This window comes from Pantoea sp. PNT03, assembly GCF_014852515.1.
In the GTDB taxonomy this organism is placed as follows: Bacteria; Pseudomonadota; Gammaproteobacteria; order Enterobacterales; family Enterobacteriaceae; genus Pantoea; species Pantoea leporis.
Map to the genome: position 1 here is coordinate 374,208 of NZ_JACVBT010000004.1, position 16,262 is coordinate 390,469.

General features: G+C 61.7%; 1 protein-coding gene. It reads left to right on the forward strand.

The genetic code is table 11. The features are described 5' to 3' along the window. The first annotated feature begins 101 nt into the window (after positions 1–101). On the forward strand, positions 102–16,196 hold the full coding sequence (locus IB226_RS16320; protein ID WP_192236414.1) for an Ig-like domain-containing protein: 16,095 nt from the start codon (positions 102–104) through the stop codon (positions 16,194–16,196). The last annotated feature ends 66 nt before the right edge of the window (positions 16,197–16,262 follow it).

Below are 16,262 nucleotides of genomic sequence, written 5' to 3' on the forward strand. Positions count from 1 at the left end.
CGATCAAGAGAAGAAGTGAATAATCGTCGCGATTATTCGCTGTAAAAGCCGGTGTCTGCTGATACCGGGCGTGATTATGGAAACTGCGGGATCTCGATAACATGAATAATATCTCAGTAACCCCAAAAGGTGGGACCGTTGCTTCTGAGCTGAGTGGAAATCAAGTTAATTTGACCGCTCCGAGTTTGGTGAAGCTGCATATTAATCAGTCTGATATTAAGTCTTTCACACGCAATGGTAATGATTTAGTCGTCACCACGAAGTCTGGTGAAGTGGTTGTTATTCATGATTTTTATAGCCCGAATGGCGATAGCGATCTGGTTCTGCAGGACGATCGCGGCGCCATGTGGTGGGTTGAAGATCCCGGTACAGAAGGTTTCCAGTACGTTTCAATCGACAGCACCGAAGGGCTGTTAGCGGAAAACACCACCAATAACGGCACCATTGCCGCCTTTGGTATCGGTGGTGCGGCGCTGGCGGGCTTAGGTGCGCTGTTTGCCGGTTCAGGTGGTGGTGGCGGTAATGCCTCGCCGACCAATCCCGATGACGGTAACAACGGCGGCAATCCCACCAACCCAACTAATCCCACCAACCCAACCAATCCCACCGATCCCGGTGAAAACGACACCACGCCGCCAACCGCCATCACGGATTTGGTGATCAACGACGCCGTAGGTCCGTACCAGGGCGCGATTGGCGCGGGTGCCATTACCGATGACAACACACCCACGCTGAGCGGCACCGCTGAAGCGGGCGCGATTGTCAGCATCTACGATGGCAGCACGCTGCTCGGCACTGTCACCGTTGGCGCCGATGGCCGCTGGAGCTTTACCACGCCAGCGCTGGCGGAGGGTCAGCATAGTTTGACCGCTACCGTCACCGACGCGGCGGGGAACACCAGCCCAGCGACCAATCCGGTGGATTTCACCGTGGATACCGTGGCGCCAGCGACCGTTAGTGGCCTGAGCGTTATTAACAACAGCGGTTCGACTGCACAGCCCATACCTAACGGCGGCGCGACCAAAGACATCACGCCAGTGCTGAGCGGAACCGCCGAAGCGGGCTCAATTATCACTATCCGCGATGGCGATACGGTGCTCGGCAGTGTCACGGTGGGCAGCAACGGTGCATGGAGCTTTACCAGCCCAACGCTGGGCGAGGGCAGCCATACGTTGAGCATCACCGCCACCGATGCGGCGGGCAACGTCAGCACGCCAGCGACCATCACTTTCACCGTGGATACGCAAGCGCCAGCAGCAGTCATCGACCTGCAGGTTAACGATAATTCAGGCGGCAGCGGCGGCACCGTAACTAACGGCGGGACAACCGATGACAATACGCCGACGCTTACCGGCAGCGGTGAAGTGGGCGCGATTGTCAGCGTTTATGATGGGCAAACGCTGCTGGGTACGGCGGTCGTGGGTTCCGATGGCAGCTGGAGTTACACCACCAGCGCCCTGAGTAACGGCAGCCACAGCCTGACCGTGACCGTGACCGATGCGGCTGGCAACGTCAGCGCGCCATCAGCCCCTTATGAAATCACCGTGCAGGCCGCTATTCCGCCTGCCACAACGTCGCTGGAAATCACCGATGACTCCGGCAACACGCTGGTGCAGCTCAGCAACGGCGCCAGCACTCAGGATAACACGCCAACGTTGAGCGGCCTGGCGACGGCGGGTGCGCTGATCACGCTGTATAACGGCACCACGGTGCTGGGTAGCGTGGTTGCGGGCAGCGATGGTCAGTGGACCTTTACCCCAACAGCGTTGGCTGACGGTGCCTACGCGCTGCACGCCACCGTTGATAACAACGCGGGCAGCGTGACGCAAACGCCAACCATCACCATCACGGTGGATACCGTTGCACCTGCTGCGGCCGGTGGCGTAACGCTGAGCGATAACGATGGCAGCACGCTACAACCGATTGCCGCCGGTGGCGCGACCAATAACACCACGCCGGTGCTGAGCGGCACCGCTGAACCGGGCAGCACCGTCACCGTGCGTGATGGCGATAGCGTGCTCGGTACGGCAACCGTGGGCAGCAATGGGTCATGGAGCTTCACTGCGCCGACCTTAACCGAAGGCGGTCACAGCCTGACCGCCACGGTCACCGACGCGGCAGGTAATGTGGGTCCAACCTCGACGCCGATCGCCTTCACCGTGGATACTCAGGCACCTGCGGGTGCCAGCAATGTGGTGATCAGCGATAACGTCGGTGCTGCAACCGGCCCAATCACCGCGGGCGGCACCACCGACGACAGCACACCCACGCTATCCGGTAACGGTGAAGCCAACGCCATCGTCAAAATTTATGATGGCAGCACGCTGCTCGGCAGCGTCACCGTTGGCAACGACGGTACCTGGAGCTTTACCACGCCAACGTTGAGCAACGGTAGCCATTCGCTCAGCGTAACGGTGACCGATGCGGCAGGTAACGTCAGCCCGGCGACAACCGGTGTTGGCTTCACCGTCAACGCTGGCGTACCGCCAACCACCAGCACGCTGGAAATCACCGATGACAGCGGCAGCACACTTCGCCTGTTGCCAGAGGGTTCCAGCACGCAGGACACCACGCCAACCTTGAGCGGTCTGGCCTCGGCGGGCGCGCTCGTCGAGTTATATAACGGCACCACGCTGCTCGGCAGCACCGTCGCGGGTGCGGATGGGCAATGGAGCTTTACGCCAGCTACCGCGCTGGCTGACGGGACTTATGCCTTCCACGCCACGGCCACTGATACCAATGGCAATGTGACCGATTCCGGCACCCTCAACATCACTATTGATAACACCGCGCCGGCAGCGGCTGGCGACTTACAATTGAGCGATAACAGCGGCAGCACCGTGGTACCCATTGCCTCTGGCGGCACCAGCAATGACAACACGCCAACCTTGAGCGGCACCGCAGAACCGGGCAGCACCGTTACCGTGCTGGATGGCACCAACGTGCTCGGCAGCGTAACGGTGGGCAGCGACGGCAGCTGGAGCTTCACCTCGCCAACCCTGAGTGACGGCAACCACAGCCTCACCACCACCGTCACCGATCCGGCCGGCAACACCGGTCCGGCGTCGCCTGCCGTTACTTTAACAGTGGATACCACGCCGCCAGCCGTTATTGCCGATCTGGTGATCGAAGATAGCGTCGGCGCGGTTCAAGGGCCGTTAACGTCCGGCGATACCACCGATGACCGCGCACCAACCCTGAGCGGCACCGGCGAGCCGAATGCCACCATCAGTATTTACGATGGCACCACGCTGCTGGGTAACACCACCGTGGACACCGACGGCACATGGCGTTTCACCACGCCAGCGTTGAGCAATGGCAGCCATACCTTCACCGTCACCGCCACGGACAGCGCCGGTAACGTCGGCCCAGCCAGTCCGCCGATTGTGATCAACGTTGATGCGGCTATCCCGCCAGCCACATCGTCGCTGGAAGTGACGGATGAAAACGGCAATACCGTGGGTCAGCTGACTGACGGCGGCAGCACCAACAATGACAGCCCGGTATTAACCGGTTTGGCGGGGCCCGGCAATATCATAACCCTGTATGACGGCACCACCGTGCTGGGCAGCACCACGGCGGGCAGTAACGGTCAGTGGATTTTCTATGTCACCGGTTTAGGCAATGGTCCGCATGCGTTGCACGGCACCATTACCGATGCCAACGGCAACGTCACTGATACCGCCACCATCAACATCACCGTGGATACCATCGCGCCCGATGCCGCAACCGGCGTGGAACTCACCAACGATGCGGGCAGCATTACGCAGCCAGTTACCGCCGGCGGGGCCAGCAATGACGCGACACCAGTCTTAAGCGGCAGCGCGGAAGCGGGCAGCACCGTCACTATACTCGATGGCACCACCGTGTTGGGTACCGTGACGGTCGGCAGCGACGGTAACTGGAGCTTTACCACACCGACGCTGGCGGAGGGCAATCACAGCCTGAGCACCACCGTGACCGATGCGGCGGGCAATGTTAGCCCGGCGACCACACCGATCGCCTTCAGCGTAGATACCACCGCGCCAGCGCCGGTCAGCGGTTTGGTGGTCAATGATAACGTCGGCGGCAGCACCGGTCCGTTGACTTCGGGCACTATCACCGACGACAGCACGCCAACTTTGAGCGGCACCGCCGAAGCGGGATCGGTGGTGCGCGTCTATGACGGCACCACGCTGCTGGGCTCAGCGACAGCGGGCAGCGACGGTAGCTGGAGCTTCACGCCAGATGCCGCGCTAACTAACGGCCAACACAGCCTGACCACTACCGTCACCGATGCGGCAGGCAATGTTAGCCCGTCGTCGCCGGTATTTACCCTCAATGTCGATGCTGGCGTTCCGGCGACCAGCAGCCTGCTGGTGGTGACCGACGACAGCGGCAGCACGCTGGTTGAACTGCCAAACAACTCCAGCACTAACGACACCACGCCGATTCTTAGCGGCCAGGCGGGCGCGGGCGATCTGATCACGCTGTATAACGGCACCACCCTCATTGGCAGCACGGTCGCGGGTAGCGATGGGCAGTGGAACTTCACGCCTGCGGCGCTGGCCGATGCCACTTACGCTTTCCATGCGGTCGCCACTAACGCGACGACCGGCGTGGAGACCGATTCGCCGACCATCAACATCACCATTGATACCGTGGTGCCCACCGCGCCAACCGGCGTGGCTCTGGAAGATGGTGCGGGTGTGCCGATTCCGGAAGGCAGCAGCACCAACACCAACACGCCAACCTTGAGCGGCAGCGGTGAAGCGGGCAGTACGGTCACCATCTCGGATGGCACCACCGTGCTCGGCACCACCACGGTGGGCAACGATGGCAGCTGGAGTTACACCACGCCACCGTTGAGCGATGGCGATCATAGCCTGACCTCAACCGTTACCGATGCCGCCGGTAATACCGGCCCGGCTTCTACGCCGGTGACGGTGACCATCGATACCCAGCCGCCTGCCGCAGCGGGCAATGTGCAGTTCACCAACGATGATGGCACACCGCTGGCTTCAGGTAGCACTACCGGCGACACCACGCCAACCCTGAACGGCACCGCCGAACCGGGCAGCACCGTGACGGTGAGCGATGGCACTACGGTGCTGGGCACCGCAATCACCGGCATCGACGGCAACTGGAGCTTTACACCAACCGATCCGCTGAGTGAAGGGCAGCACAATCTCACCACCACCGTCACTGATACGGCCGGTAACGTCGGCCCTGCGTCGTCGGTGGTGATTGTGATTGTGGATACCACGCCACCGGCAGCGGCGACCGATTTGCAACTGAGCAACGATGGCAGCGGCACGCTGGTGCCGGTCGCGGATGGCGGCACCACCAACGATGTCACGCCGGTGTTGAGCGGTCGTGCGGAACCGGGCAGCGTCGTGACGGTATCTGATGGCAGCACGGCGTTGGGTTCGGTGACTGTCGGCAACGATGGCAACTGGAGCTTTACCTCTCCGGCGCTCGGCGATGGTTCACACAGCCTGACCACCACCGTGACCGATGCGGCGGGCAATACCGGCGCGGCCAGCACGCCATTGACCTTCACCATCGATACCACGGCACCGCCAGCACCGGGCGGTGTGCAGCTGAGTAACGACAGCAGCGGCACGTCTGTTCCTATTCCCTCAGGTGCGGCAACCAATGATGCAACGCCAGTATTGAGCGGCACCGCAGCAGCGGGCAGCACCATTACCGTTTCTGATGGCGCTACCGTACTCGGTACCGTCACCGTCGGCAGCGGCGGAACATGGAGCTTCACCACGCCAGCGCTGAACGAGGGCAATCACAGCCTGACCGCCACCGTTACCAGTCCGGCGGGCAACACCGGTGCGCCCTCTGCGCCCATTGTGGTCACCGTGGATATCACGCCACCTGCGGCGGCAACGGGTCTGCAACTCAGTAACAACGAAGGAGCGACGCCGGTACCGATTGCTGCGGGCGGCACCACTAATGACACCACACCTGCGCTGAGCGGCATTGCAGAAGCGGGCAGCATCGTCACGGTGAGTGATGGCACGACCGTGATCGGCAGCGCAGCCGTTGGCAGTGATGGCAGCTGGAGCGTGATCCCCACCGCACCGTTGACGGCGGGAGAGCACACGCTTACTGCGACCGTCACCGATCCGGCCGGTAACGTTAGCCCGGCATCGGCCCCCATCGTCGTCAATATCGACACCGCCCAGCCGCCAGTCGCAGCTGACCTTGAGCTGAACAATGACAACGGCGGCACGCCAGTTCCGATTGCGTCCGGCGGCGCGACCAATGACACCACGCCGGTGCTCAGCGGTAGCGCAGCGGCGGGCAGCACCGTCACCATACTGGATGGCACCACCGTGCTCGGCACCGTTGTGGTTGGCAGCGGCGGCAGCTGGAGCTTCAGCACACCGGCGTTGAGCGAAGGCGCGCACAGCCTGACCACCACCGTCACCAGCGCATCGGGTAATGTCAGCGATCCGTCTGCGCCGATTAACTTCACCGTGGATACGCAGCCACCGGCAACCTCAACCGGTCTGCAACTGAGTAACGACGGCGGTACGGCGATTGCCGCTGGCGGTATCACCAACGACAGCACGCCCGTGTTGCGCGGCAGCGCCGAAGCGGGCAGCACCATCACCGTACTGGATGGCACCACCGTGCTGGGCACCGCCACGGCGGACACCGACGGCAACTGGAGCTTTACGCCAACGATCGCGCTGGGCGAGGGCGCACACAGCCTGACCACCACCGTCACCGATGCGGCGGGCAACAGCAGCGGCGCATCCACGCCGGTTACCTTTACCGTGGATACCACACCGCCAGCCGCCGCCACCGATCTGCAGCTCAGCAATAACAACAGCGGCACGGCGATTCCTGTTGATACCGGCGGTCGCACCAACGACACCACGCCAGTGTTGAGCGGCAGTGCCGAAGCGGGCAGCGTCGTCACCGTGCGTGATGGCACCGAGGTACTGGGCAGCACCACCGTCGGCACCGATGGCAAATGGAGCTTCACACCGGCCAATCCGCTGGACGAGGGCGCGCACAGCCTGACCGCTACCGTCACCGATCCGGCCGGTAACGTCGGCCCGGCCTCTACGCCGTACGCGGTTACCATCGATACCACCGCGCCGCCAGCCGTGATTACGGTAGCACTCAGTAACGATCAGGGCAGCACGCCAACGCCAATCGTCTCGGGCGGAGCCACTAACGACACCACGCCGGTGCTGAGCGGTACCGCCGAGGCGGACAACATCATCATCGTGCGTGACGGCACCACCGTGCTAGGCTCGACGATTGTTGGCACCGATGGAACCTGGAGCTTCACCTCGCCAGCACTGAGCCAGGGCGCGCACAGCCTGACGGCAACCGTCACTGACGCGGCAGGCAACAGCAGCGCTCCGTCTACGGCAATCGCCTTTACCGTCGATACCGAGGCACCGAATGCGGCGACAGGGCTGCAACTGAGCAATGATTCCGGCCAAACGCCGGTACCGATTGCTGCAGGCGGCGCCACCAACGACACCACACCGGTGTTGAGCGGCAGCGCTGAAGCAGGCAGCATCGTGATTGTTTCTGACGGCAGCAACGTGCTGGGCTCGGTTGTGGTCGGCAGCGGCGGCAGCTGGAGCTTCACTTCGCCGGAGCTGGGCGAGGGCGATCACAGCCTGACCACCACGGTGACCGATGCCGCAGGTAACGTCAGTTCGCCGTCCGCAGCCCTGAACTTCAGCATTGATACCACGCCGCCAGTGGCGCCGGGCGCGATCGCGCTGAACAACAACAACGGCAGTTCACCGGTTACGATTGAGGCAGGCAGCACCACCAACGATGCCACACCGGCGATCAGCGGTACCGCAGCAGCCGGCAGCACCGTGACCGTGCTGGATGGCGCTACCGTGCTGGGCACCGCGATTGTTGGCAGTAACGGACAGTGGAGCTTCACCACGCCAACGCTGGGTGAAGGTGCGCACAGCCTGACGGCGACCGTCACCGATCCTGCGGGTAACGTCGGTCCTGCCTCCGCAGCCATTGCCTTTAACGTTGATACCGTTGCGCCTGTTGCGGCAACCGGACTGGTGCTGAACAACGACAACGGCGGTTCGCCGGTGCCGATTGCTAACAACGGCACCACCAACGACAACACGCCAGAGTTGAGCGGTACCGCAGAAGCCAACAGCATTGTGATTGTGTCTGACGGCACCACCGTGCTGGGCAGCGCCGTCACCGATGCGCAGGGCGCCTGGAGCTTCTCACCCAATCTGACCGATGGCACGCACAACCTGAGCGTGACGGTGCGTGACGCCGCAGGTAACACCGGACCGGCAAGCAGCACCATCACCGTCACCGTTGATACCGTCGCACCGCCAGCAGCAACCGGCCTGACGCTGACCAACGATATTGGTACACCCGTTAGTATTCCGAACGGCGGGCTCACCAACGACAGCACACCGGTGCTGAGCGGTTCTGGACAAGCGGGCAGCATCATCACCGTGTCCGATCAGAACGGCGTGTTGGGATCCACCACCGTCGGGGCGGGCGGAACCTGGACCTTCATGCCGGCGAGCGCGCTGGCGGATGGAACCCATACCTTTAGCGTCACGGCCAGCGATGCGGCAGGAAACGTCAGTGCGCCGAGCACCATTGGCGTCGTGATTGATGCCACACCGCCAGCGGCAGCGCTGAACGTGGTGGCCAGTAATGATGAAGGCACGTCGCCGGTGGCTATCACCAACGGCGGCTTCACCAACGACAACACGCCATTCCTCACCGGTATCGCCGAAGCGGGCAGCACGGTGATTATCCGTGACGGCACAACCATCATCGGTAGCGCTTCGGTGGGCAGTAACGGCCAGTGGAGCTTTACCTCACCCACGCTGGATGAGGGCGCGCACAGCCTGAGCACCACCGTGGTGGATGCGGCGGGCAACGTGAGTACAGCGTCAGCGGCGATTGATTTCACCGTCGACAGCGTGGTTCCAGCGCCAGCCACGCTGGTGGTGAACAATGACAACAGCGGGACGCCCGTACTGGTGCCGAACGGCGCCACCACCAGCGACAACACGCCGTTGCTGAGTGGCACAGCGGAAGCGGGCAGCCTGGTCACTCTTTATGATGGCACCACCGTGATCGGCTCGACCACCGCAACGGCGGGCGGAACCTGGAGCTTCAGCTCACCGACCTTAACTGAGGGTTCGCATACGCTGACCGCCACCGTAACCGACGAGGTCGGCAACGTCAGTTCGCCATCCTCGACCTTTACCGTGGTGGTGGATGCCACCGCACCGCAACCGGCTGACGATCTGCTGCTGCAAAATAACAATGGTGGCTCACCGGTGACCATTGCCGATGGCGGCATTACCAATGACAGCACGCCAGCCATCAGCGGCACGGCGGAAGCCAACGCGATCGTTCGCGTCTATGACGGCACTACCTTAGTGGGTTCAGTCGTGGCAGGCAGCAACGGCGCATGGAGCATCACCACCAGCGCGCTGACCGACGCAACGCATACGCTGAATGTCACCGTAACCGATGCGGCGGGCAACGTGAGCGCCAATGCCTCGGTATCACTGACGGTGGACACCTCTACGCCGGCAGCGGTGTCGAGCTTTGCTATTTACAATAATGCGGCCACTACCACCGTGCAGGTGGCGGATGACGGTGACTCCAACGACAACACGCCTTTGCTGAGCGGAACCGGTGTAGCGGGCACCATCATCAACATCTACGAGGGCAGCGATCTTCTTGGCACCACCACGGTAGGCGACAACGGCGAGTGGCGCTTTGAAACTGCGGCTTTAGATGATGGCCAGCACAGCTTCACCGTTTCAGTCACCAACGCTGCGGGGACGACGGGCCCGGAAGCGATACCGATTACGATTAATATTGATACGGCTGCACCGGCAACGGTCAGCGATCTTGTCGTAACAGACGATGAGGGGGGCAGCACCGGTCCGTTGACGTCGGGTGACACCACCGATGACAGCACGCCAACGCTGAGCGGCTCCGCTGAAGCGGGCAGCCGAGTGTCGGTTTACGATGGCACCACGCTGCTGGGCACCGTGATCGCCACTGGCGGCACATGGAGCTTCACGCCGGGCAGCGCGCTCTCTAACGGCGAGCATAACTTCACCTTCACAGTGACCGATGTAGCAGGCAACGTCAGCGCGGCAAGCAGTCCGGCGTTTACGCTGAATATCGCAGCGGATCTGCCGCCAGCGGTCAGTACACTGGTGATCACCGACGATAGCGGCAATTCACTGGTTACCGTGAATGACGGCGCCAACATCAAGGACGGTACGCCGGTATTAACCGGTGCGGCAGATGTGGGGGATGTGATTACCATTCACGATGGTGCTACCGTGTTGGGTAGCGTTACCGTCGGTGCGACCGGACAGTGGACCTTCACGCCAACGCTGAATGATGGACCGCACGGCATCTATGTCACCACGGTCAATTCAGTGGGTAATCCGGGCGCAACCTCGCCAACGGTGAATTTCACTATTGATACCGTGGCACCGCTTGCAGCAACTAACCTCTCTGCCGCTAATAACAACGACGGCGTAACCGTGCCCATTGCTAACAATGGCACCACCAATGACAGTACCCCGCGGCTCGCCGGTCTCGCGGAAGCCAACGGCATTGTTACGATTTATGACGGCAACACGGTTATCGGCTCAACGGTCGCCAATGGTAGTGGTGAGTGGGACTTCACGTCGCCAACGCTGAGTCAGGGCGGACATGCGCTGAGCGTCACCGTGACGGATGCGGCGGGTAACGTCAGTCCACGCTCTGATGTTGTGAACCTCACGGTCGATACCGTGGCACCCAACGCTTCGACGCTGGTGGTCACCAACGACGTCACCAGCACAGTGGTGCCAAATGGCGGTTCGACCAACGACAACACGCCGACGCTGAGCGGTACCGCAGAAGTGGGCAGTGTGATCACCGTTTACGACGGTACGACCTTGCTCGGTTCGGTTGCTGCCGGAACAGGCGGAGCATGGAGCTTTATTTCACCGGTACTGGGCGAAGGCAGCCATTCGCTCACCGTTCGCGTAACAGATGCCGCCGGTAATACTAGCGCGGCATCCAGCACGGCAACGGTGATCGTAGATACCGTCGCACCAACGGCGGTGAGCGGTTTGACTGCTGCCAACAACAACGGCAGTTCGCCGGTGACCATCGCTGCGGGGGGTAACACCAACGACAACACGCCAGCGCTGAGCGGTACGGCAGATGCGGGCAGCGTGGTGGTGATCCGTGATGGCACCGACGTTATCGGTTCTGTCACCGCAGGCAGCAACGGCGCATGGAGCTTCACGTCACCCACGCTGGCTGATGGTCTGCATACCCTGAACGTGACGGCGACCGATCTCGCCGGTAACGTCAGCCCGAATGCGGCGATCAGCTTCACTGTGACCACGGCAGCGCCAACGCCAGTCACCGATCTGGTGGTTTCTGACAACGTAGGTGCAACACAAGGGGCACTCACCAGCGGTGCGGCGACCGATGACAACACGCCAACGCTGAGCGGTAATGCCACCGCTGGCAATATCGTGATTATCTCGGAAGGCACCACGGTGCTGGGTTCTGTGGTGGCGGGCAGCAATGGTGCGTGGAGCTTTACCACTGCCGCATTGAGCGACGGATCGCATCCGTTGAGCGTGACGGTGCGCGATGCAGCCGGTAACACCAGCGCGGCGACCAACTTCACGGTCAATGTCGATACGGTGGCGCCAGCCAACGCAACCTTGTTAATCACTAATGATCTCACCAGCACCACGGTGCCGAATGGTGGTGCAACCAACGACAGCACGCCAACGCTGAGCGGTACGGCGGAAGCCGGCAGCCGCGTGTCGATTTACGATGGCAGCACCCTGCTGGGTACGGCGGTGGCAGGCAGCAACGGCGCATGGACCTTCACCACCGATGTGCTGACGCAAGGCGCTCATCCACTGAGCGTCACGGTCACCGATGCGGCGGGTAACGTCAGCGGCAGCACCTCGGCCACGGTGATTATCGATACCGTCGCGCCGGGGGCGGTAACCGGTCTGGCCGCGGCCAACAACAACGGCAGCACGCCGGTGGCGATTGCCAATAACGGCAGCACCAATGACAACACGCCAGCGCTGAGCGGTACGGCAGAAGCGGGCAGTCTGGTGATTATCCGCGATGGCACCTCGATTATCGGTTCTGTTACCGCAGGCACTAACGGCGCATGGAGCTTCACCACGCCAACGCTGGCGGAGGGGCCGCACACCTTCAACGTCACGGCGACGGATGCAGCGGGCAACGTCAGCCCGAACGCGACGCTTACCCTGACGGTGGATACCGTGGCACCTGCGCCCGTCACTAACCTGGTGATCAACGATAATGTGGGCGGCATTCAGGGGCCGCTGGCGGACGGTGCGGTGACCGATGATGCCACGCCAACGCTGAGTGGTACGGCAGAAGCGAATGCGATTGTCACTATCTACGACGACACCACGGTGCTGGGTTCAGTGGTGGCTGGCGCGGGCGGTGCATGGACCTTTACTACTGCTACGCTAGGCAACGGTGTGCATCCGCTGAGCGTGACGGTGAAAGATGCGGCGGGTAACACCAGTGCCGCCACCACGCCGGTTTCCATCACGGTAGACACCGTGGCGCCAGCGGCTTCAACGCTGGTGATCACCAACGACATCACCAGCACCACGGTGCCGAGCGGTGGTGCCACCAACGACAACACCCCAACGCTGAGCGGTGTAGCGGAAGCGGGCAGCCGCGTGTCGATTTATGATGGCGCGTCGTTGCTGGGGACGGCGATTGCGAATGGTACGGGAGCATGGACCTTCACCACCGACGTACTCTCCGCCGGCACGCATCCACTCAGCGTTACGGTCACCGACGCGGCGGGTAACGTCAGCGGTAGCACCTCGGCCTCGGTAACCATCGATACCACGCCGCCAGCGGCAGTCACCAATCTGGTGGCCGCTAACAATAACGGCAGTACGGCGGTGACCATTCCGAACAACGGCGTGACCAACGACAATACGCCGCTATTGACCGGATCCGGCGAGATTGGCGCGAAGATCAGCGTTTACGATGGCACCACGCTGCTGGGCACCACCACGGTGGGCAGCGGTGGCACATGGAGCTTCGTCTCGACGGCGCTGAGCAACGGTGTACATACGCTGAACGTCACGGCAACCGATGCGGCGGGTAACGTGAGCCCGAACGCCTCAACCACCCTGACGATTGATACCGTGGCGCCGAATCCGGTGACCAATCTGGTGATCAATGATGACGTCGGCACTCTTCAGGGGCCGCTGGCGAACGGTGCCTTTACCGATGACGCCACGCCAACCCTGAGCGGCACGGCGGAAGCCAACGCGATTGTCACCATCTACGACGGTACTACCGTGATTGGCTCCACCACCGCCAATGGTTCAGGTGCATGGAGCTTCACCACCGCGACCCTGAGCAACGGTAGCCATCCGCTGAGCGTGACGGTGACCGATGCCGCGGGTAACACCAGTGCGGCATCGGCGACGGTTTCCATTACGGTGGATACCGTGGCACCAGCGGCGTCAACGCTGGTGATCACCAATGATGTCACCAGTACCGTGGTGCCGAGCGGCGGTGCTACCAACGACACCACGCCAACGCTGAGCGGCGTGGCGGAAGCGGGCAGCCGCGTCTCGATCTACGATGGTGGCACCTTGTTAGGCACGGCGATTGCGGGTAGCACTGGCGCATGGACCTTCACCACCGCCGCGCTCACGCAGGGCACGCATCCATTGAGCGTGACGGTAACGGACACGGCCGGTAACGTCAGCGGGACTACGTCGGCGTCGGTCATTATCGATACCACGCCGCCAGCGGCGGTCACCAACCTGGTCGCTGCCAATAACAACGGCAGCACGGCGGTGACCATTCCGAATAACGGCATTACCAACGACAGCACGCCGCTGTTGACCGGTAACGGCGAAGTCGGGGCACGGATCAGCGTATACGACGGCACCACACTGCTGGGCACCATCACGGTGGGCAGCGGTGGCACATGGAGCTTCGTCTCAACTGCGCTGAGCAATGGCACCCATACGCTGAACGTGACGGCAACCGATGCGGCGGGCAACGTCAGCCCGAACGCCTCGACCACGCTGCGCATCGACACCGTGGCACCAACGGCCAGTACGCTCACCATTACCGATGACGCCGGCAGCACGCCGGTGACGCTGAACAATGGCGCGTACACCCGTGACACCACGCCAGTGCTGAACGGCACGGCGGAAGTGGGCGCGATTGTCACCATCTACGATGGCACCACCGCGCTGGGTTCAGTAACGGTTGGCGCCGGTGGCAGCTGGACTTACACCCCCAGCGCACTGGCGAACGGTGCGCATCCGTTGAGCGTAACGGTGACCGATTCGGCGGGTAACGTCAGCACCGGTAACACGGCGGTGACGGTGAACGTCGATACTGTGCCGCCTGCGGCGGTAAGTGGCCTGGCAATCAACGGTGCCGGTACCACGGTCACCGGTAGCGGTGAAGTGGGGGCAACGGTAACGGTACGTGATGCGGGCGGTAACGCGCTGGGTACAACGACGGTAGGCAGCGGCGGTTCATGGTCGGTGAGCCTGAGTACGGCGCAAACCACCGGTGCTTCGCTGTCGGTGATTCAGACTGACCGCGCAGGCAACGTATCGACCAGCACCCCGCTGACCGGTGCGATTCAAATCGTGGCAGCGAATGATGTCAACGAAGTGGATTACACCACCCAAATCGGCACCATCACCAATGCCAATACCAGTTCGACCAGCGTCGCATTGCTGAGCGTTAACCTCGGCAGCGTGCTGGGTGTGGGAGTATTGAGCAGCACTAACGCCTATATGTTTAACGTTGGCGCAGGGGATACGCGCACGGTGACATTACACGCCTCGGCCACCAGCCTGGCGGCGCTGACATCGACTTATACCTTGTACCTCTATCAACAGCAGGCGAACGGTACCTGGGCGCTGAAATCCAGCAACGCCAACTACATCACTACGGTTCTGACCATTGGTACACAAACCGGTGGCAACGTGACTTACAGCAACCTCGGGACAGGTAACTATGCCGTGCTGTTAGGCACCAGCACCGGTGTTGGCGTGTTGCCATCGACTACCGTCACCACCACGTCGGATATTACGACGCTGGCGTTGACCGTGGCGGCGACTGTCACCGGCAACCTGTTGACCAACGATACCAGCTCCGTCGCCGGTACGGTGCCGAACGGTACGGTGGTCACCCAGGTGACTGGCAATGCGATTGCGGCCACCGGTAACACGGTGATCACCAGCAGCTACGGTACGCTGACCATCGATTCGCACGGTAACTACACCTATACGCTGAAGGCGGGACTGGATGCCGATCTGGTACCAGCCACCGACGTCTTCACCTATTCGGTGCGTGATGCCAGCGGCGCGGTGACCTCAGCCAGCCTGACGGTGAACCTGCACAACGGTGCATCCACCAGCACGCTGCTGGCGACCAACAGTCTGGTGGCCGAAGCCACCAATGACCATGACGCCAGCGGCAGCATCTACGGTTCAGCATCGGGCACGCACACTGGAACCTTGAGTATCACTAATGAACACGGCGATATCACCACGGTTCACAGCGTGGGTACGACGTCGATTGCCGGCGACTTTGGTGTGCTGAGTATTGCCGCCAACGGTAACTACACCTATTCACTGAATGCGGGCGTGGATGGACAATCCATTACCCATAAAGAGGTGTTCAGTTACACCCTGGCGGCGAGCGATGGCACCATCACCACGCAGTTGTTCACCATTGAGCTGCATCCAACCATCACAGGAACCACGGGGGCTGACACGCTAACCGGCGGTGCCTACGACGACACCATCACCAGCGGTGCCGGCGCAGATACGTTGGTGTATCACTTACTGGCGAGTGCGGATGCTACCGGCGGTAACGGTCACGATACCTGGACCGACTTCAATGTCGCGCAAGGCGACAAAATTGACGTCAGTAACTTGCTTATCGGCTGGAATGATTCCACAAGTAATATTAATGATTTCGTGAAAGTGGATCATACTTCAGATGGCAATACGGTGCTCTCCATTGACCGTGATGGTACCGGTACGGGTTACAGCACCACTCAGCTGATTACGCTGGAAGGCGTGAACGTTTCTCTGGAGGAGCTGCTGCAACAACCGCACCAAAACCACACGGCGTAATCGCTCTGTGATGCAGGGATGCAGTTAGGGCACAGGGATGTGCCCCTTTCTCTTTATTGACTGGTG

What these genes read in the sequence shown, in the direction of transcription:
- IB226_RS16320 (WP_192236414.1), top strand. Translation starts at nt 102, where the DNA reads ATGAATAATATCTCAGTAACCCCAAAAGGTGGGACCGTTGCTTCTGAG.